12 protein-coding genes and 2 pseudogenes are annotated in these 20699 nt (G+C 61.4%); 8 read left to right on the plus strand and 6 right to left on the minus strand.

All coding sequences use genetic code 11. The features are described from left to right. Positions 1–229: 229 nt before the first annotated feature. Positions 230–967: pseudogene (locus GSQ93_RS15750) on the minus strand (sulfurtransferase); the annotation flags it as partial. A gap of 238 nt (positions 968–1205) precedes the next feature. On the opposite strand from GSQ93_RS15750, the gene dnaE reads away from it, so the two are divergent. Continuing rightward, entirely contained in the window at positions 1206–4769 is a 3564-nt protein-coding gene (gene dnaE / locus GSQ93_RS15755; protein ID WP_174254634.1) for a DNA polymerase III subunit alpha, read from the plus strand. A gap of 11 nt (positions 4770–4780) precedes the next feature. After that, entirely contained in the window at positions 4781–5878 is a 1098-nt protein-coding gene (locus GSQ93_RS15760; RefSeq protein ID WP_158936586.1) for a glycosyltransferase family 4 protein, read from the plus strand. Here the strand turns inward: GSQ93_RS15760 and GSQ93_RS15765 are convergent. Then, complete coding sequence (locus GSQ93_RS15765; RefSeq protein ID WP_158936587.1) at positions 5847–6614, minus strand: glycosyltransferase family 2 protein; 768 nt, start codon at positions 6612–6614, stop codon at positions 5847–5849. The two genes, GSQ93_RS15760 and GSQ93_RS15765, sit on opposite strands and share 32 nt — an antisense overlap. 451 nt (positions 6615–7065) lie before the next feature. Between GSQ93_RS15765 and GSQ93_RS15770 the strand changes: the two genes are divergently transcribed. The 6 genes and pseudogenes from GSQ93_RS15770 to msbA all read left to right on the plus strand — a co-directional run bounded on the left by GSQ93_RS15770 (position 7066) and on the right by msbA (position 14900). Beyond that, complete coding sequence (locus GSQ93_RS15770) at positions 7066–8163, plus strand: glycosyltransferase family 4 protein (RefSeq protein WP_158936588.1); 1098 nt, start codon at positions 7066–7068, stop codon at positions 8161–8163. After that, positions 8160–9035 (plus strand): polysaccharide deacetylase family protein, encoded by an 876-nt coding sequence (locus tag GSQ93_RS15775; protein ID WP_254073888.1) that lies wholly within the window; start codon positions 8160–8162, stop codon positions 9033–9035. The genes GSQ93_RS15770 and GSQ93_RS15775 overlap by 4 nt, the downstream gene beginning before the upstream one ends. 102 nt (positions 9036–9137) lie before the next feature. Continuing rightward, positions 9138–10419, plus strand: a pseudogene (locus GSQ93_RS15780) (nucleotide sugar dehydrogenase). Between the two features lie 69 nt (positions 10420–10488). Further along, complete coding sequence (locus GSQ93_RS15785) at positions 10489–11625, plus strand: glycosyltransferase family 9 protein (protein WP_158936589.1); 1137 nt, start codon at positions 10489–10491, stop codon at positions 11623–11625. After that, positions 11622–12911: an O-antigen ligase gene (locus GSQ93_RS15790; RefSeq protein WP_158936590.1), complete on the plus strand. Its 1290-nt coding sequence runs from the start codon at positions 11622–11624 to the stop codon at positions 12909–12911. The genes GSQ93_RS15785 and GSQ93_RS15790 overlap by 4 nt, the downstream gene beginning before the upstream one ends. Positions 12912–13181: 270 nt before the next feature. Continuing rightward, positions 13182–14900, plus strand: coding sequence for a lipid A export permease/ATP-binding protein MsbA (gene msbA / locus GSQ93_RS15795; protein WP_174254635.1), 1719 nt, complete (start codon positions 13182–13184; stop codon positions 14898–14900). A 186-nt stretch (positions 14901–15086) separates the two neighbouring features. Here msbA and GSQ93_RS15800 read toward each other — a convergent pair whose 3' ends face one another. The 4 genes from GSQ93_RS15800 to GSQ93_RS15815 form a co-directional block, all read right to left on the minus strand. Then, the gene (locus GSQ93_RS15800) at positions 15087–15725 is read right to left on the minus strand and encodes a VC0807 family protein (protein WP_158936853.1); all 639 of its coding nucleotides are present in this window, start codon (positions 15723–15725) and stop codon (positions 15087–15089) included. A 67-nt stretch (positions 15726–15792) separates the two neighbouring features. Beyond that, on the minus strand, positions 15793–16095 hold the full coding sequence (locus tag GSQ93_RS15805) for a hypothetical protein (RefSeq protein WP_158936592.1): 303 nt from the start codon (positions 16093–16095) through the stop codon (positions 15793–15795). Positions 16096–16202: 107 nt separating this feature from the next. Further along, entirely contained in the window at positions 16203–19418 is a 3216-nt protein-coding gene (locus tag GSQ93_RS15810; RefSeq protein WP_158936593.1) for a multidrug efflux RND transporter permease subunit, read from the minus strand. A gap of 552 nt (positions 19419–19970) precedes the next feature. Beyond that, positions 19971–20192 (minus strand): hypothetical protein, encoded by a 222-nt coding sequence (locus tag GSQ93_RS15815; protein WP_158936594.1) that lies wholly within the window; start codon positions 20190–20192, stop codon positions 19971–19973. Positions 20193–20699: the final 507 nt, after the last annotated feature.

Genomic DNA, 20699 nt, shown 5'->3' on the forward strand with positions numbered 1-20699 from the left:
CGCGACCATCAGGTTAACGCGGGACGCGCGACGAAAAGTGATGAACCGCTTACGTGCCGGAAGCCCCCGCATCCTATTCGTGCCGACTATGGTTCGGGCCGGGGAACGACGCCTGGCCGTCTGCCGTGATCGCTGCGTGCGCTTCGTCTGTATCGGTGGCATCGGCGGCATCGTCTTCCGTGCTTGGCGTGGCCGCTGCCGCTCGATCCTCGCCGTTCTGCGCAACCGGTGCGGGTTCAAGCGCGGCATTCAACGCCGTCCGGTGATCGAATACAAAACATTCGCCGTGATAATGCGCGCCGCCCACTTCCTCAAAGTATTTAAGGATGCCGCCCTCGAGTTGATAGACGTGGTCAATGCCTACTTCTTTCATGTGGATCGCCGCTTTCTCGCAGCGAATCCCGCCCGTACAAAACGACACCACCGTCTTGCCCTCAAGATCCGCGCGATGCTCCTCGATTACGCCCGGAAACTCGCTGAATTTCGCGATGCGGTAATCAAGCGCCTGATCGAACGTGCCGACGTCGACTTCGAACGCATTGCGCGTGTCGAGCATGACGACGGGACGGCCCTCGTCGTCATGTCCCCGATCGAGCCACGATTTCAGCGTGGCCGCGCCGACCGACGGTGCGCGGCCTAGTTCAGGCCTGATCGCCGGTTTTTTCATGGTGATGATTTCGCGCTTCAGCTTGACGAGCATCTTGCCGAACGGCTGGGTTTCCGAGACGCTTTCTTTGAACTCGAGATCGGCGAATTTGCCCTCGAAAAGCGGATCCGTACGAAGGTAGTCCATGAACGCGCCAATCTGCTCCGACTCGCCCGCGACAAACAGGTTGATGCCCTCCGGCGCGAGCAGGATCGTGCCGCGCAGGCTGAGCGCGGTGCACCGGTCGACAATCAGCGGACGCCAGTCGGCGCCGCTCTCGATGGTCACGAACTTATAGGCAGAAAGGTTGACGATGCTCATGACGCAAATGCTCTTAAAGTGCTGGAAAACGGGCGTTGCCGGAGGAAAAAACGGTTTCGACGAGCGCTTGAGGCGTTCACCGAATCCGTATTATCCCGCAAACGGCGCGCGCTTCCGACTCGACCGATCGGCCGATGACCCTGCGTCGATTCGGCACTATTTTCATACACCTTGATTAGCCTTGGCCGAATGGCTAACGCAGCCTTCGGGGCGAATTTCGCGAATAGGCGCATGTACAATATCGTTCATGTCAGATCCCCGCTTTGTCCATCTTCGTGTTCACTCCGAATTCTCGATTGCCGACGGCATCGTGCGCCTTGACGACGTCGTTAAAGCCGCTGCCAAGGACGGTCAGGGCGCGCTCGCGCTGACCGATCTCGGCAACGCTTTCGGCCTCGTCCGTTTCTACAAGGAAGCGCGCAGCAAGGGTGTCAAACCCATTGCCGGCTGCGACGTCTGGATCACCAATCCTGCAGATCGCGATAAACCCGCGCGTTTGTTGTTATTGGTGAAGAACCAGCGCGGTTATCTCAACCTGTGCGAGTTGCTGTCGAAAGCCTGGTTGACGAACCAATACCGCGGCCGCGCGGAAGTCGAATACGAGTGGCTGGAAGGCGGATTGTCTGAGGGTTTGCTGGCGTTATCGGGCGCGCAGTATGGCGACATTGGCATGGCATTCGCCGCCGGCAATGATCAAGCCGCGGAACGTCATGCGGAGCGCTGGGCCAAGCTCTTTCCAGGCGGGTTCTACATCGAATTGCAGCGTGCGGCACTGCCGGGCGGAGAAGCCTACATTCAGCAGGCCGTCGCGCTCGCCGCGAAGCTCAAGCTGCCGGTAGTCGCTACGCACCCGATGCAGTTCATGACGCCGGATGACTTCACGGCACACGAAGCCCGCGTATGTATTTCCGAGGGCGATATCCTCGCGAATCCGCGTCGTCAGAAGCGCTTCACGACCGAGCAATATTTCCGCACGCAAGAAGAAATGTGCGCGTCGTTCGCGGACATTCCGTCGGCGTTCGCCAACACGGTCGAAATTGCTAAGCGATGCAACCTGAAGCTGGAACTCGGCAAGCCGAAACTGCCGTTGTTCCCGACACCCGACGGCATGTCGCTTGACGACTACCTCGTGCATTTGTCGAAGGAAGGTCTCGAGAAACGGCTGATCCAGCTTTATCCCGACGAAGCCGCGCGCGAAGCGCAGCGCGAGACGTATTACGCGCGCCTGGAATTCGAGTGCAAGACTATTATTGGCATGGGCTTTCCGGGCTACTTCCTGATCGTCGCCGACTTCATCATGTGGGCGAAGAACAACGGCGTGCCGGTCGGGCCGGGCCGTGGATCGGGCGCCGGTTCGCTGGTCGCATACGCGCTGTTCATTACTGACCTCGACCCGCTCAAATACAACCTGCTGTTCGAACGTTTCCTGAACCCGGACCGTGTGTCGATGCCTGACTTCGACATCGACTTCTGTCAGGAAGGGCGTGACCGCGTCATTCAGTACGTGAAGCAGAAATACGGCGCGGACGCCGTGTCGCAGATCGCAACCTTCGGCACGATGGCGGCGAAAGCTGCCGTGCGCGATATTGGCCGGGTGCTTGATCTGGGCTACATGTTCACCGATGGCATTGCCAAGCTGATCCCGTTCAAGCCGGGCAAGCATGTGACCATCGCGGATGCGTTGAAGGAGGAGCCCACGCTGCAAGAGCGCTTCGACAACGAAGACGAAGTGCATCAGCTGATCGAACTCGCGCAGCGCGTGGAAGGGCTGACGCGCAACGTCGGCATGCACGCGGGCGGCGTGCTGATCGCGCCGGGCAAGCTCACGGACTTCTGCCCGCTGTACACGCAGGGCGAAGACGGTGGCGTGGTCAGTCAGTACGACAAGGACGACGTGGAAGCGGTCGGGCTGGTGAAGTTCGACTTCTTGGGTTTGACCACGCTCACCATTCTCGATTGGGCTGAACGGTATATCCGTCGACTGGATCCATCGAAGGAAAACTGGAACTTGTCGCAGGTTCCACTCGATGATCCCGCTTCGTTCCAGATCCTCAAGAAAGCCAATACGGTGGCAGTGTTCCAGCTGGAAAGCCGCGGCATGCAAGGCATGCTGAAGGACGCGCAGCCTGACCGTTTCGAGGACATCATCGCGCTCGTGGCGTTATATCGCCCGGGCCCGATGGACCTGATCCCGAGCTTCTGCGCGCGTAAGCACGGCCGCGAAATCGTGGAGTATCCGGACCCGCGTGTTGAGTCCGTCCTGAAAGAGACCTACGGCATCATGGTCTATCAGGAGCAGGTGATGCAGATGGCGCAGATCATCGGCGGATATTCGCTCGGTGGCGCCGACTTGCTGCGTCGCGCGATGGGTAAGAAGAAGGCCGAGGAAATGGCCGAGCATCGCGAACTGTTCCGGCAGGGCGCGGCCAAGAATGGACTGACGGCCACCAAAGCCGACGAAATCTTCGACTTGATGGAGAAGTTCGCCGGCTACGGTTTCAACAAGTCGCACGCGGCGGCGTACGCGTTGCTCGCGTATTTCACGGCATGGCTCAAGGCGCATCATCCGGCCGAATTCATGGCGGCGAATATGTCGCTCGCCATGGACGACACGGACAAGGTCAAGATCCTGTTCGAGGATTGCATCGTCAACAAGATGGCCGTGTTGCCGCCGGACATCAACCAGTCAGCGTACCGTTTCGAGCCGGTGGCCGAAGCTAACGGCACGCGTTCGAAGACCATTCGATACGGCCTCGGCGCGGTGAAGGGCAGCGGGCAGAGCGCTATCGAAGAAATCTTGCGCGCGCGGGAAGAAGCGCCATTCACCGATCTCTTCGACTTCTGCATGCGGGTGGATCGGCGCATGGTGAACCGGCGCACGGTGGAAGCGCTGATCCGTGCCGGCGCATTCGATTCGCTGCACGAAAACCGCGCGCAATTGATCGCATCGGTGTCGCTTGCAATGGAAGCGGCCGATCAAGCCGCGGCCAATGCAATGCAGTCCGGTCTCTTCGACATGGGCGACGAACCCCAGCAAGGCCATGAGCTTCTCGACGAACCCATGTGGTCGGACAAAAAGCGTTTGCAGGAGGAGAAGAGCGCGCTGGGCTTCTACCTGTCAGGCCATCTTTTCGACGCCTACAAGACCGAAGTGCGGCGCTTCGTGCGCCAGAAGATCGGTGAATTGAAGGAAGGGCGCGACAAGCTTGTTGCAGGTGTGATCACGACCATGCGAACGCAGATGACCCAGCGCGGCAAGATGCTGATCGTGAATCTGGACGACGGCACCGGCCAGTGCGAAGTGACCGTATACAACGAGCAGTTCGAAGCGAACAAGGCGCTCTACAAGGAAGACGAGTTGCTGGTCGTGCAGGGTCAGGCGCGCAATGACGCATTCACCGGCGGCATTCGCTTCACGGTGGAAGCGGCAATGGATCTCGAACGCTCACGCAGCCGCTATGCGCAGGCGGTGAAGGTGGAAATGAACGGCAACGCCGACGCGCTGCGGCTTAAGAAGGTGCTCGAAGCGCATAGCGCGCCGCCTGAACAAGCAGCCGCGCCGGCAGCGGTGCAGGCTCCGTCGCGCGGAGGCTCGCGAGGAGGCGGGGACCGTGACGGCGGCCGTGGCCAGCGGCCACCGGTGCAGATCCCGAATGGCCTGAACGTGAGCATTGTGTATCGCAGCGAGCATGCGGAGGGTGAAGTGCGGCTCGGCGACGCGTGGCGCGTGAAGCCGACCGACGATCTCATTACGGCATTGCGCGGCGAATTCGCGGGAAGCTCCATCGAAATTGTGTATTGATGCGCGCCGGGATGAAAATCGCCGTCTCCGCCAACGCGCTAAAACTCAGCGGCGGACTTGAACGTTACGCGCTAGACCTGATTCGAGGGCTCAACGCGGCCGGATTCACCGGCGAGCGCAAGCCGGTATTTTTCGCGCGGAAGATTGATACATCGCAGCCGGAAAGCCAGATGGTCGATGCGCGCCGGATCAACGTGTCGTTCCTGCCTTCCAGGCTGCGCGACACGTACTACAACTGGGCGCTCAAACGGGCGCGCAAGAAAGCGCAGGTGGATCTGCTGATTGGCTGCAATCGTGTGGAGTCCTCCGAGATAGCGATTTGCGGCGGTACGCATATCGGCTTTCTCGCCGCGACCGGCCGGCGCGAGCGCCCCTCGGACAGCCGCCAGATAACGCTGGAGCGTTTGCAATACGAGCAAGCCAGCGTGATCGTCGCGCACTCGGAAATGATGCGAGACGAACTGCGCTCGCTCTACGGTGTGGCCGACGCAAAAATCCGCGTGCTTTATCCGCCGGTGGACGGCACGCGGTTTTCTCCTGTGCTCGGAGCGAAACGCAGCGAGCTGCGCAAGCAGTTTGGTTTCGCCGATCACGAAATCGTCCTGCTGTTTCCGTCGAGCAGCCACGAGCGCAAGGGCTTGCCGCTGATTGAGGCGGCGCTGCGTGACAGCGGCCTGCCGGTGGTTGTCGCGGTTGCCGGTCGGCCGCCCGCGCAGACCTCAACGCAGGTGCGATACATTGGTTATGCGAAGAATATCGAGGACGCTTATCGAGCTGCGGATTTCACCGTGTTGGCCTCGAAGTACGAGCCGTTCGGGTTGGTGGGTATCGAATCCGTGATGTGCGGGACGCCGGTGATTTTCCCGACTAGCGTAGGCTGTTGCAGCGCGATTGCAGGGAACGCGAAGTTTACCTTCCGGCCAGGCGATGCAGATGGCCTGCGGCACGCCGTCCAACGCGCCCTCGATGCAAAAAATATCAACGTGACGGCGGCATCCATTCTTTATGACACAAGCATTGCCGCGCACATTGCGTCGTTGCTGACGCTCGCCGAGGGCGTAGTTGCCGACGTGCCGGTCAGCGCATCCGGTTCAATTCAGCGAGCTTGAGAAACCGGTAATACACGGTCTGCGCATTGAACACGGCAATCATGAAACCCGCGCGGCCGTCGAGAAAACCGCGTCGCAGAACGTAGGTGCGAACAAAGGCCCACGCTCCGCGCAGCACTGCAGTGCCCAAACTGCCGCGTTTGCCCGCCGCGTGGCGTTGACGCGCCCCGGCCGTGGAGTAGTTATCCAGCTTGCGCAAGACGGTCTCGAAGTCCTCGTAGGAATAGTGCATCAGCGTGCCCTGCAGACGCGCGACCCTGGTTGCATCCGGATTCGTCAGCACTAGCCGCTCGTGCACGAGGTCATCGGAGAAACGGGCTGTGCCGCGTTTGAACAAACGCGGAATCCAGTCCGGATACCAGCCGCTGTGCCGCACCCATTGCCCGCAAAAATTCGACAGCCGGTCGACCGCGTAGACATCGGCTTGCGGCTTTGAAAGCGCTGCACGGATCGCGGCGCCCAATTCCGGCGACACCACTTCGTCGGCGTCAATAGACAATACCCAGTCGGTCGTGAGCGAATCGAGCGCGCGATTTTTCTGCGGCCCGAACCCCGGCCAGTCGCGCGCCTCGATCACGCGCGCGCGATGCGCCTCCGCTATGCCGGCGGTTGCGTCGGTGCTGCCGCCGTCGATCACGACGATTTCATCGGCGAAGGAAACCGCCTCGAGACACTGCGCGAGGCGTGCGGCTGCATTGAAGGTAATGAGGGCAATACCGAGCGTTGGACGAGTCATGGGGCGTAAGCGTGGAGTATGCGAATTGCTAAAATTTGATGCGAAAAGTTTCAGCGGTGAATGCTGCGTTTATAGTCGCGGTCTCGTTGCGTTGTCACGTCCCTAACAGGGCGTGCCAAGCTCAGTGAGGCCGGGTGAATTTACGCCATACGCGTTCCGCATCAATCTTGGCCGCCCGGCCACCGTTATACCAGACCAATAGCACCATGCCCCGGTCGGAAGGGGCATAAGCCTGAAAAACCGCGGACCGCCGTGAGCCCGAATGCGCTGCCGGAAAAAACGCAACGCGGGCACGCAAACGTGAGCAGCTTGGCGCGCGAGATTCAGCGCACGAACAGGGCGCCGGAAGTAGACGAAAAGCACACGAAACGCAGGGTCTGCAACTCCGAATCCCGCGTTCGGCGCCATTCACCTTGAGACTATCAAGATTCACTCGGAGTTCGCCATAGTAATGAAACCGCTGAGAATTCTGCACAGCGAATCGTCCAACGGGTGGGGCGGTCAGGAACATCGGACGTTCAAGGAGATGCTCGCGCTGCGCGAACGCGGTCATACGCTCGAACTGGTGTGCGTGCCGGGCGCGCGGCTTGGCGAGCGTCTTGGGGCGGAAGGTTTTACGGTCCACACCACGGCCATGCGTTCAGGTGTCGACGTCAGCGCGGTTGCGCGCATGCGGCACATTCTCAAGCAAGGTCGCTTCGATGTGCTAAACACGCACAGTGGCCGCGACAGCCTGCTCGGCGGCGCTGCCGCACGGCTCTCGGGCACGCCGCTGATCGTGCGGACCCGGCATCTGGCGCTCGCCATTACGTCGCGGGCGACCTACACGTGGTTGCCGCACAAGGTGGTGGCGGTGAGTCAGTCGGTGATGCGTTACCTGGTGTCCGCGGGCGTGCCGCAGAAGGATATCGTCACGATCTATACGGGCATCGTCAAGTCGCCGCCTGTGAGTCGCGAGCGCTCCACGTTGCGGGCGGAACTAGGTCTTGGCGAGGACGCCGTGATCGCGGGCACGGTGGCGATCTTGCGCGACAAGAAGGGGCATCCCGACCTGATCCGCGTCGCGAAACCGTTGATCGAACAGCGGCCGAACCTCCATTTTGTGTTCGCCGGCGACGGTCCGCTCTTCGACGAAATCCGCGCGAACGTGCAGGCGCAAGGTCTTGGCCGCCACATCCATCTACTCGGCCTGCGCCGCGATATTCCGAACGTGTTGGCGGGCTTCGACCTGTTCGTGCTGCCGACGTATCAGGAGGCGCTGGGTACGTCGTTTATCGAGGCCATGGCAGCCGGCCTTCCGGTGATCGGGACGGCGGTGGACGGCGTGCCAGAAGTGATCGATGACGGCGTGAACGGCCTGCTCGTGCCCGCGCACGACGACCGTGCGCTGGCCGCGGCGCTGCTGCGTCTCGTCGACGCCCCCGACGAACGCCGCCGCATGGGCGAAGCCGGATTGCGGACCACGCAGACGCGCTTTTCCGTCGATACCATGGCTAGCGAGATGGCCGCGTTCTACCGAAGCAGCTTGAGCGAGCGAGGCGCTGCGTGAGCACGACGCTGAGTACGACGCTGAGTACGGCACTGGAAACGACGCTGAAAACGGCACGTGCAGTGCCCGTGCTGATGTATCACCACGTGAGCCCGGCGCCCGGCGCAGTGACGGTGTCGCCTGTGCATTTCGCGGATCAAATGGCCATGCTTGCGCGTGAGGGTTACACCACGCTCGGCGCGCGGGCGTTCAGCGAGTATCTGGCGGGCCAGCCTGTGCCGGCGAGGTCGGTCGTGCTCACCTTCGACGACGGTTATCTCGATAACTGGATTCACGCGCATCCGGTGCTTGCCGAACACGGTTTTACCGCGCTCGGATTCCTTGTAACGGGCTGGGTGAACAGCGGCCCCGTGCGCCCGAATGCGGTCGACTCAGCGTCTTCCCTTAACCTGCTGGGCCACTCGGAAGCGAAGGCGGCGATCGAGGCAGGCGAGTCCGACCGGGCCATCCTGCGCTGGTCGGAAATCGATGCAATGCGTCAAGCCGGGACCTTCGAGTTTCACAGCCACACGCACACGCATACGCGCTGGGACCGTGTAAGTGTTAATTCGGCCGCCAATCCAGCCACCAAACGCGCGAACCTGCGCAACGACTTGCTGCAGGCACGGGCGGCGCTCACCGAGCACCTTGGGAGCGTATCGGATCATCTCTGCTGGCCGCAAGGCTATTTCGATACCGACTACGTGGAAGAAGCGCACGCGGCGGGTTTTCGTCATCTGTACACCGTCGAACCCGGCACCAACCGGCGTCACGGCAATCCCGCGCGCATCTTGCGGCTGGATGTGCGCGACAAGCCGGGCACATGGCTGAAAAGCCGTCTGTGGGTGCATAGCCGACCGCTTCTCAGCGGCCTTTACCTGAAAATCAAATGACGGCCTTCGGGCGGATTTCCCGCCCGCTGCTGACCCTCCGGGCGCTGCCTTCGGGCGCGCCCGTCATGACCATTCTGAGCACTTTTCCGAGCACTTATCGCCATGCATGATCGCCACGTCTCCGTCATTGGCCTGGGCTATGTAGGTTTGCCCGTCGCCATTGCATTCGGCCTGCAACGCCGCACGATCGGTTTCGATACAAGCCCGGCCCGGCTAGCCGATCTGCGTGCGGGCCTCGATCGCAATGGCGAAACCAGCCGCGATGAACTGAGCGCGGCTCATCTGGAACTAACCGATAGCATCGAGATGCTCCGTCAGGCCAATTTTCATATTGTCGCGGTGCCCACGCCAATCAGCTCCGGCGCGCAACCGGATCTGATGCCGGTGAAACAGGCGTCCGAAACGGTCGGCCGGGCGCTCAAACGCGGCGACGTGGTGGTGTACGAATCGACCGTCTATCCCGGCGTCACCGAGGAAATCTGCATCCCGATCCTCGAGCGTGAATCGGGCCTCAAGCTGGGCGTGGATTTCACGGTGGGCTACAGTCCGGAGCGCATTAATCCCGGCGACAAGCAGCACACGTTTCGCAATATCGTGAAGATCGTGTCCGGCTCGGATCCCGCGACGCTTGATCTGGTGGCAAAGGTCTATAGCTCGGTGGTGACAGCCGGTGTGTACCGTGCCGGTTCGATCAAGGTGGCTGAGGCCGCGAAGGTCATCGAGAATACGCAGCGCGACCTGAATATTGCGCTGATGAACGAGGCGGCCATCATCTTCGATTACCTCGACATCGACACCCGCGAAGTCCTGGACGCCGCCGGCACCAAGTGGAACTTCCTGAATTTCACGCCGGGACTGGTGGGCGGACATTGCATTGGGCGTGGATCCGTATTATCTGACGCACAAGGCGCAGGTCTCCGGTTATACGCCGCAGGTGATCCTGGCCGGGCGGCGCGTGAACGACGGCATGGGCCGTTTCGTGGCCGATCGCGCCGTGAAGACGCTGATCGGGACGGGCCGCGCGCCGCTGCGTGCAAAGGCGACCGTGCTCGGGCTGACGTTCAAGGAAAATTGTCCGGATTTGCGCAATTCGAAAGTGATCGATATCGTGCATCACCTGCAAGACTACGGGCTCGATGTTCAGCTTCACGATCCGCTTGCGGATGCGGTGGAAGCCTTCGATGAATACGGCGTGACGCTGACGAGTTTCGACGCGCTGGAGCCCGCCGATCTGATCGTGCTGGCGGTGCCGCATCGCGAATTCCTGTTGAAGCAGGATGCGTTGCTGGCGCTGGCGACCCCAGGCGCCGTGTTCGCCGATGTCAAGTCCAGCTTGCCGCTTGACGCCATCAGCGCGGCGGGTCTTGTAGTATGGCGATTATAAAAACCCGTAAAATCCGGGCTCCCCACGACCAACCGGCATAATCTCGATTTCACGTAGGAACGCCACCCGATGAGCCGACTTTCCGGACGCGTGCGCATCTTCGCCCGCGCGTTGCCCCGGCTGGCGTTGAAGCCGTTGCGCCGCAAGCCTCAGGCCTTGAAGCGCATTCTGATTGCGCACCATTTGCTGCTCGGCGACACGCTTCTGCTGACGCCGCTCGTCGCGAAACTACGCGCACAATATCCCGATGCGCAGATCGTTTTGACCTGTCCCAAGCCGATCGTGCCGCTCTATGCGGGCAGGCCATTTGGCATCGACGTCATTCCGTTCGATCCGCGCGATTTCCGCTCGGTCAATGCGGTGCTGCGTTCGGGGCCGTACGATCTCGGCATCGTGGCCGGGGACAATCGACACGCGTGGCTTGCGTTGGCGGCGGGGTGCCGCTGGATCATCGGACACGCTTCGGACACGCCGGCCTGGAAAAACATGCCGATGAACGAAGTCGTGCCGTATCCCGACGCGCCCGCGGCATGGGCGGATCTCGCAACTGACCTGGTGGCCGGTCCGCCGCCACGGCCGTATCGGGTGAGCGACTGGCCGGCGCCTGCGTCCGCCGCGTTTTCAGACCCTGACGCGCGCGTGTTGCGAAGTCCTTACGTGGTGTTACATCCGGGGGCGAGCACGGCGGTCAAACGCTGGCCCGATGACCGCTGGAAAGCACTGGCGGCGTTTGTCGAAGCACGGGGTTTCACGCCTGTGTGGAGCGGCGGCCCGAGCGAGACGGCGCTGATCGATGCCATCGATCCCGATGCCCGCTATCCGAATTTCGCGGGCCGGATTGATCTGGGGCAGGTGTGGCATCTGTTCGCTGGCGCGCGTGCAATCGTCTGTCCAGACACGGGCGTCGCGCACCTCGGGCGTCTGACCGGCGTGCCGACGGTTGCATTGTTCGGCCCTGGTAACGCATTGATACATGGCGCCGGAAATTACTGGCGCGATGCGCCGTTCATGCCGGTTACTATCGCGGACATGCCGTGCCGCGATGAGCCGAATATTTTCAGACGGCACGTGGCTTGGGCTCGCCGCTGTGACCGCAACACGACTACCTGCGTCGCGTGGCGCGGTGACCATGCGGACTGCATGGGATTTATTTCGCTTGAGGTCGTCTGCAACAGCTTGCAGTCGGTCCTTCCGGGAGTGCAATGACGAAGACGTGCAGGCAGGTGGAACGCGTTCTGTGGGTGGCGTGTCCAGTGATTTTGTTTGTCGCGATGTTCGCTCACATGACTGCGCTTGAGAACATGGCGCTGGTGTTGGTGGGCATCGGCACGATCGCCGCGGCGTGTTCTTCGGAACGGCCGTCGCCGCTGCACTGGCCGCTGCTGTGGCCTATTGTTGTCTGGAGTGCGTGGGCGCTGGCGTCGATCGCGTGGTCGCCTTATCCGCGTGACAGCATGCACGCGTGGCTCGACGAAGTGTTGTATCCGCTGGTGTCGTTTTTTGCGTTCTGGCTGATGGGCACGCGCACGACCAAGCCCGAGCGGATGGTATTGATCAATTGGGTTGCCTGCCTGTTGCTGGCCGCCGGCAGCCTGTATTACTGGGGCCGTTTGCAGCCGCCCACGAATCCCGCTGACCTCCTTCTCCACTATTACAACCGCGTCGGCCACTCAAGCACGCTTGCCATCTTTTCGATGACGCTCTTCACCGGTCTGATGCTGAACCGCCGCTGGTGGCCAATTGGCCTGAGCGGGCTGGTGCTGGCGCTGGTGATCGGGCTGGCAACGCTCAACCGTTTCTTTTGGCCGGCCGCGGCCGTGACGCTCGTGATTGCGTGTTACCCGTTGTACCGCAAGCACTTGTTGGTTGCGGGCGTGTGCGTGATGGTGATCTGCGTGGCGGCAGTCGGCACGCTCGAACTGAGCGCGCGGCTTCGCTACGGCCACACCATGCCAAAACCTGCTGCAAGGGAATTGAAGGTGGGCGGCGACCAGGTGTACGTCCCTGAGGCGCTCGCGGGCATTGGCGACGTCATGTCTTCCGATACCCGTCCCAAACTGTGGGCGTTCTACGGCCGGGAAGGCGAGGCGCATACGTGGACGGGCATTGGTTTCGGCAAGCCGCTGCCGGGGCGCGTATTTCAAAGCGAAATACCGCCCGCGCTGCTGGAGACGGAACCCCAGGCGTTGACGCATGCCCACAACCTGTTTCTGAATACCTGGCTGGAGACGGGAATCGTGGGCGTGGTGCTGGAAGCGGCGCTGCTGATTGCGTTGATCCAGCGTTTCTGGCGGCTGCGGCATGTGGTGCCCTGGCTGAGTGCGGCGGGCATGGCGCTGGTTATCGGCATGATTACAAAGAATTTCACCGACGACTTCATGTGGCAGACCACCGCGCTTGCCTTCTGGTGTTTTTCAGGCTTCCTGCTCGGTCGCGGCGAACGCTTGGCGGGGCGGGTGGCGCCGGCACGACGGGCTTTATCGCAGCAGTAGGGGCGGACCTTTCAACCGTGTTGCCGCCCTCGCCCGGACAAGTCCCTTAATGAGACAAGAGGGTCCGGCGCATTACAATGGCGGTTTGCCGTGCCGGCGGGATTCAGCGCGCTCAGAGCCGCTCGGGCGCAGGTTCAGTCCTGCTCCGCTTGCCGTCCGACCCACGGATACACAAATACTCGGACACACGACTAAGGACACCTTTTGAGTCAGAAGCCCACCTTGAGCAAAACGATCGGCAGCGGGCAGACCACGTCGCCGGCCGCCGTGATGCGCCGGCTCTGGCCGTACATCCGCCCCCTGATCTGGATTGTCGCGCTCGGCCTGATCGCCATGGGTTTCGTCGCGGCGAGCGAGGCCGGCATTCCCATGCTGCTCAAGCCGCTGCTCGACCACGGCTTTGGCGCGAAAGGCAGCGCCAGCGCCAAGTGGATCGTCCCGGGCGCGGTGGTGGGCCTCGCGGTCGTGCGGGGCGGGGCGCAATACGCGTCGGGATACTTGCTTGCCTATGTCACCAACAAGATCCTGCTCGAACTGCGCCTGAAGATGTTCGACCGGATGATCCATACCAGCGCCGGTTTCTTCCAGCGGGAAACGGCCAGCACGATCATCAATGCCATCGTGTTCGAGGTGAACCAGATCCTCAACGTGCTCCAGAGCGTGGTCGTCACGCTCGTGCGCGACTCGCTGACTGTCGTGTTCCTGCTCGGCTACCTGTTCATCCTCAACTGGCGGCTGACGCTGGTGATCGCGGTGATCCTGCCGGCTATCGGCTGGCTGGTAAGCAAGATCAATCGACGGCTGCGGCGGCTTAATCGTGAATCGCAGTTGCTGACGAATGAGCTGTCGTACATCGTGGAAGAGACCGTTGGCGGTTATAAGGTCGTCAAGGTGCATAACGGCCAGCGCTACGAAAACGACCGTTTCACCGAAATGAGCAATCGCCTGCGCGGTTACCAGATGCGCATGACAGTGTCCGGCGGCCTCGCGCAGCCGCTTACGCAGTTCCTGGCATCGATTGCACTGGCCATTGTGATCACCATCGCCGTGGTGCAGTCGGCGAACGACCAGACGACCGTCGGCGGGTTCGTGGCGTTCGTCACGTCCATGCTGCTGGTGATCTCGCCGCTCAAGCACCTGATCGATATCAACCAGCCGTTGCAGCGCGGCATGACGGCGGCGGAACTGATCTTCGGTCTGATCGATGAACCCGTCGAGCCCGAAGGCGGCGGGCGGCCGCTCGAGCGCGCCAGCGGCGAGGTGGAATTCCGCGAGGTATCGTTTAGTTATGGAACGACCGGGACACCCACGCTCGATGCCATCTCGTTCAAGATCGCGCCCGGCGAAATGGTGGCGCTGGCCGGTGCATCGGGAAGCGGCAAGACCACGCTGGTCAACCTGCTACCGCGTTTCTTCGATCCCGCCAGCGGTGCAGTACTGGTCGACGGCGTGCCGCTCACCGAGTACAGCCTGCACGATTTGCGTGGACAAATGGCCATGGTGAGCCAGGACGTGGTGCTCTTCAACGACACGATCGCCGCCAACGTCGCGTACGGCCAGACGCCGGATCGCGAGCGGGTGATGGCGGCGCTGGCGGCGGCGAATCTCGCCGATGTCGTCGCGGCCATGCCTGAAGGCGTGGACACGCGCGTGGGCGGCAACGGCATGCGTTTGTCGGGCGGGCAGCGGCAGCGGCTGGCGATTGCTCGGGCAATCTACAAGGACGCGCCTATTCTTATCCTCGATGAAGCTACTTCCGCGCTCGATTCCGAGTCTGAACGGCACGTGCAGGAAGCCCTCGAAACGCTGATGAAGGGTCGCACGACGCTGGTGATTGCGCACCGCCTTTCGACCATTGAACGTGCGGACCGGATTCTGGTGATGGACGCCGGGAAAATCGCGGAGCACGGCAGCCACGCCGAGTTGCTGCGCCAGAACGGGCTGTACGCGAACCTTCATCGGATCCAGTATCAGCAGCAGGCAGCCTGACGTTTTTTGGGTTTAATCGATGCGCGCCTCTGGTCGGTACGATCAGAGGCGCATTTTGTTTTGGGAAGCTTGGAAGGACCGGTCGTGTCCTGCACGGCGGATGTATTTCCGCGTAGCCGGGAAGGCTGGCCGTGCCTGACGATGCCCTGAACCTTAACGCGCTCGCGAATCAATCGACCCATCGCACTACGGAGGAACAGCCGCCCCAGACCCGGCCGTAGCGCGCTTTTGCATCTTCTTGCGATACATCAACGTCCATGCCGTGAGCGCGCCATAGATCGCGTAACCAATGAACGGCGACACGACCAAAAAACGCTCGATCGGCCAGTGCCACGCCAGCCAGCTTCGAAGCGCATTTTCGCCCGTCAGGCCGAGACCCCACACGCCCGTCATCAGGCGAATCGATCGACGCAGCGCGGGCCGCTCGTTCCAGAGCGCTTCGAAGCGTGCCGCGCCGCCTTCGCCTTCCCGCGCGACGGTTGCTCTAGCGAGATAAAAGGTGAGCGGACGCCGCATGGCGAGGGACAGCAGGAACACGACGCCGATAGCACCGGAGGCCATCGATTCACGCATCAGCAGCAGCCGCGGACTGCCGCCGAGCGCCATCAGCACGATGGACAACACGATCCCGAGCAGGACCAGCACGCTGAGGGCATCGACGCGACGGGTTCTCGCAAACTCCACGAGACTCCACACGACAGGCGGCACCGCCGATGCATACAGCGCGCCAAGCTCGCCCCAATGCGGCAACGCGAGCCGATACGCAAGCCACGGCAGGATGAGATTGACGCCGAGTTCAACGACAAGACCTGCGCGTATCTTCATCTTCATGACGAAAGAGAGAGGGGACGCACTAAGGGTAGCCATGAAGGCGGCGCGAAGTGAGCAACCCTCATTGCGTGAACACGGACACGACGATCGCCAGCCACAGCGCCCCTACGCCGCCCAAAAATGCGTGACGGGCGAGACGCAGGCGGGATTCATCGTCGGGCTGCTTTGTGGGAGACGTGGCGAGCCAAGGGACAGAACCCAGGCACGCGAAACCGGCGAGTGCGAGCAGGGCGACGGAGACATCACCGGAGTGCCAATGCGAGCCTTCGTGGATACCCCAGTAACCAAGGAACACGATACCGATGGAAAACACCGTCGATGCGGCTGAACTGAGCGCCTGAACGGATCCTGCTGGAAATTGCATGACATGCCTCCTGACACGCGAGAAAGTACGCGAGGTGCCGCCATCATAGGGGAATCGTATCGGTTGAAAGGGATGCTGCATCGCGCACGAAGCGATCCCCTGCCGCGTTATCCCTCTCGCGAGCCTTGAACGTCGCGACGCGGCGCCTCGGACTCGACATTTGCCGTGACCTTTTCCTGAGTCATCGACTTCATCCGGTTTTGAATAAACCGTTGCCCCGAGACGACGATATAAAACGCCAGCGGCGTGAACACCAGCCCCAGCACGGTCGCCGTAATGGCCCCGCCGAACACACCGGTCCCGATCGATCGCCGGCTTTCCGCCCCGGCGCCGCTCGACACGAGCAAAGGCACGACGCCCAGTAAAAACGCCGCCGATGTCATCACGATCGGCCGGAAGCGCGCACTCGCCGCGGCGACAATTGCGTCCTTCAGCGGCGCGCCATCGGCGTAGAGCGTGCGCGCGAACTGCACGATCAGAATCGCGTTTTTCGCCGATAACCCGATCACGGTGATCATGCCGACCTTGAAATAGACATCGTTCGGCATGCCGCGCAGAAGCATCGCGATCACTGCGCCAATCACGCCCAGTGGCACGATCGTCAGCACCGCAAGCGGAATGGTCCAGCTCTCGTAGAGCGCCGCGAGCGCCATGAAGACGGCCAGTAGCGACAAGCCGATCAGTATCGGCGTCAGGCGGGCGGCACGCGTTTCTTCAAGCGCCGAGTCGGTCCAGTCGTAGCCCACGCCCACCGGCAGCGCTGCTGCGAGCCGCTCCATCTCGGCCATCGCCGCGCCGGAACTCGTGCCGTCGGCGGGACGGCCGCTGACATCGAGTGAAGGCGAACCGTTGTAGCGCGTGAGGACGGTTGGCCCGGTCGTCCAGTGCAGCGCCGCCACGGACGATAACGGCACCATCTGCCCGGCGGCGTTACGCACCGAGAGGTTCATGAGACTGTCTTCGGTCATGCGCGACGACGCGTCGGCTGCGACCATCACGCGGCGCATCCGGCCGCCTGACGGGAAGTCGTCGATATACGACGAGCCAAAGGTGTTCCCCAGCGCATCGCCGATCTTGTCGAACGAAACGCCCAGCGCATAAGCCTTCGCGCGGTCGACGTCCAGCACGATGCGCGGCGCGTCCGGCAGCGCTTCCGAACGCACATCGGCGAAAGCGGGATTGTTGCGAGCCCGCTCGAAGAGTTGCTCGCGCGCGGCGGTCAGCGCGGCAATGCCAACGCCGCCGCGATCTTCCAGCCGCATCACGAACCCTTCCGAATGGCCCATGCCGGGCACGGACGGCGGCATCTGCGCGGACACGGTGCCATCCATGATCTTCGAGAGTGAGCGGTTCAGCGTGTCGCGCAGCGTGGCCGCGTCGGTGTTGCGCGCTGACCAGTCCTTCAAGTCGACAAAACACATGGCCACGTTCTGGCCGCTGCCCTGGAAGCTCCAGCCGACCACGCTCGTCACGTTCGCCACCGCTGGTTCGCGTTTCAGGATCGCTTCCGCCTGCTCGACGACCGCGAGCGTGCGCGCCTGCGTGGCCCCCGCCGGCAACTGCACCATCACCTGAAGCTGCGCCTGGTCTTCCTGGGGCAAGAAGCCGCCCGGCATATGCAGATAAAGCGCCGCACACGCGCCGGCCAGCACGAGATACACCACGAACATGGGACCCGCTCGGCGCAGCACGCGCGCAACGAGCCCGCGATATCCGCGCGAGGTCCAGTCGAAGGCCGCCGTGAAGCCGAACCGGCTACGGGCCTCGTTTGATCCGTGCGCGCCATGTGAACCATGTGCGCCATGCCGCAAGGCGCTCCGCGGCGGCGCTTTCAGCAAGTTCGCGCACAGCGCCGGCGTCAGAGAAAGGGCCGTGAACGCGGACACGAGAATGGACGCGATCATCGCAACCGTGAACTGCCGGTAAATCCCGCCGACGCTGCCGGGAAAGAACGCCATCGGCACGAACACGGCGGTCAGCACAGCGGTAATACCGACAATCGCGCTGCCCATCTGCTGCATCGCCCGGCGCGTGGCTGCGCGTGGCGCGAGGCCTTCTTCGCGCATCACGCGATCGACGTTCTCGACCACGACGATGGCATCGTCGACCAGGATGCCGATGGCCAGCACCATCGCGAACATGGTGAACACGTTGATCGACATGCCGAGTACGTAAAGCGCAAGCAGCGCGCCGGTCAACGCAACCGGAATGACCACCGTGGGCACGAGCGCATAACGCAAGTCGCGCAGGAATAGCCACATGACCAGGAACACCAGCAGCACGGCTTCGAACAGCGTCAGCGCGACTTCGTGCAGCGCGACGTGGACGAATTTGGAACTATCGAACGGAATCTCCACGGCCGTGCCCGGCGGCAGGCTACGCGATAGTTCCGCGAGCTTCGCGCGGATCGCAGCGGAAGTTTCCATCGCGTTGCCTTGCGGCGAGAGCCGGATACCAACCGTTGCCGCCGGCTTGCCGTTCAGCCGCGAAAACGACGCGTAGCTGTCGCGGCCCAGCTCGACCCGCGCGACATCCTTCAGCCGAACGGCCGATCCATCCGTATGCGCTTTCAAAACGATCTCGCCGAATTCAGCCGGCGAGATCAATTGCCCCCTGACCGTGACCGACGCCGTCAATTGCTGACCGGTGACGAAGGGCACATCGCCGAGCGTGCCCGCTGTGACTGTCGCGTTTTGCGCCGCGATGGCCTGCGTGACATCGGCGGCGGCCAGATTGAATTCGCGCAGTTTCATCGGGTCGATCCAGACCCGCAACGCCTCTCCGGCATCCCACAATTCGGCTGAGCCAACGCCTGGCGCGCGCTTCAGGTCGCGCAGCATCGTGCGGTTGACGTAGTCGCTCAGTTCCACGGAATCGCGCTGGCCGTCAGTGGACGTGAGCGCGACGAGCATCAGGAAGGTTCCGGTCGACTTGAAGACGCTGATGCCTTGCTGCACGACTTGCTGCGGCAGGCGCGATTCGATCTGCTTCATCCGGTTCTGGACATCGACCATGGCGATGTCCGGGTTGGTACCCGCCGAAAACGTGGCGTCGATCTCGAGTTCGCCCAGGCTGTCGCTGGTGGTTTCGTAGTATTGCAAGCCTTCAGCGCCGTCCAGGCTTTCTTCGATCACGCTCGCGACGGTGTTGTCCACGCTTTCTGGCGACGCGCCCGGATACATCGCAGCAATCACGATGCGCGGCGGCGTCAGCCGCGGATATTGCGCGACAGGCAGAAAGGGCGTGACCAGTGCACCCGCCACAAAAATGGCCAGAGCAACAATCCACGCAAAAACCGGACGATCGATGAAAAAAGACGGCACGCGGGTCCTGACGATTCAATGAGGTTTATTGAAGGCTACCGGGATTTGCCGATCTTCATCGGGAGCCGTTGCGACCGGGATACCGCGGCATTTCCGCAGTGACCGCCACTGACGACTTATCCGGCATTACGCCAATCTTGCGTGGAGAAACGCTGTGTCGTGATTACTGCGCCGGGATCGTTGCGCCGAATATGCCAGTCTTGAAACCAGGCGACGATGGAGGTTTCTTGCTGGCTCTCGTCCACGCGTCAGCGGAGTGATCTTAAAAACATAAAATTATTGTGTCCAGCATTATTGGACGCTGGCTTCTTTCAGATACGGTTTCACCGCCGAATCTCGTCGAGCGCGGTAATTTCATTATTATTTTAATAGTGAAAGGTGACGAGAATATGCTTTTAAGACATGGACTATTATTAAATGTGATATTCGACCGTGCCCGTTGCGGGACGATCAGGTTTAAACCGAGTCAATCTGAATTGACCCGGCTGCGGGCAGGCCGTTCGAGCGGTCTGTCGAACCTTGCTTAGTCCTTGCTTGGTCGTGAACCAAGCATCAACCGAAGCGGGAGGTCTCGCTCACCGCCGTTTGCTCGAGCATCGAGATAACAGCATCTATATGGCCGATGCGCTTGCGTTGCGCCGGCATGAGGCTCATCGATAATACTGAATCAACACGATTTCGCCAATACGCTAAAGACAATCCATGGCTCGATGCAACCCGGTTGATTATCCGTTCCAGATGCGCAAGATCTGTTTCTACGAGTACGTGATTCATTGTATTCCCCGGTAGCGCCGTCATTTTTGCGGTCGCTGGTTTTAGTGATCCGATTCAACACTTTTATATGCGTTCTAAAAGCCGGCGCGGCTTGGTGCATCATAAAAACGCGGCCCTGAGAACGTTGATAAGCGCCGCTTCGCCATTGCACTGGTCAATGCCCGGCGTGCAGAATCTCGCAGCATGAGTCGTGCCACGAGGCACGGCGCTTTGAGGAAATGCTAGAAACCCTTCACCGGCAAGCTTTTTCGGGCGACAGGAGTTAGCGGGAAAGCATTGCACGGGGATCATGCGCACGATTGCCGTTACGACATTCCGCCGTGCCGCGTTACGTTTGTTCAGGGCGTGATCGCGAGCCGAAGCGACGCAAACGATAAATCGACCGCATGTGCTAATTTGTATCGTTCTTCACACGTGTCACCGTTGCCGATTAAAATATCACTGATATTTTTCGATAAAACCTACCGATAAATTCTCATTGACCGTCAATGTTAATAATCATTTGTA

This window comes from Burkholderia sp. S171, assembly GCF_009766085.1.
Lineage (GTDB): Bacteria > Pseudomonadota > Gammaproteobacteria > Burkholderiales > Burkholderiaceae > Caballeronia.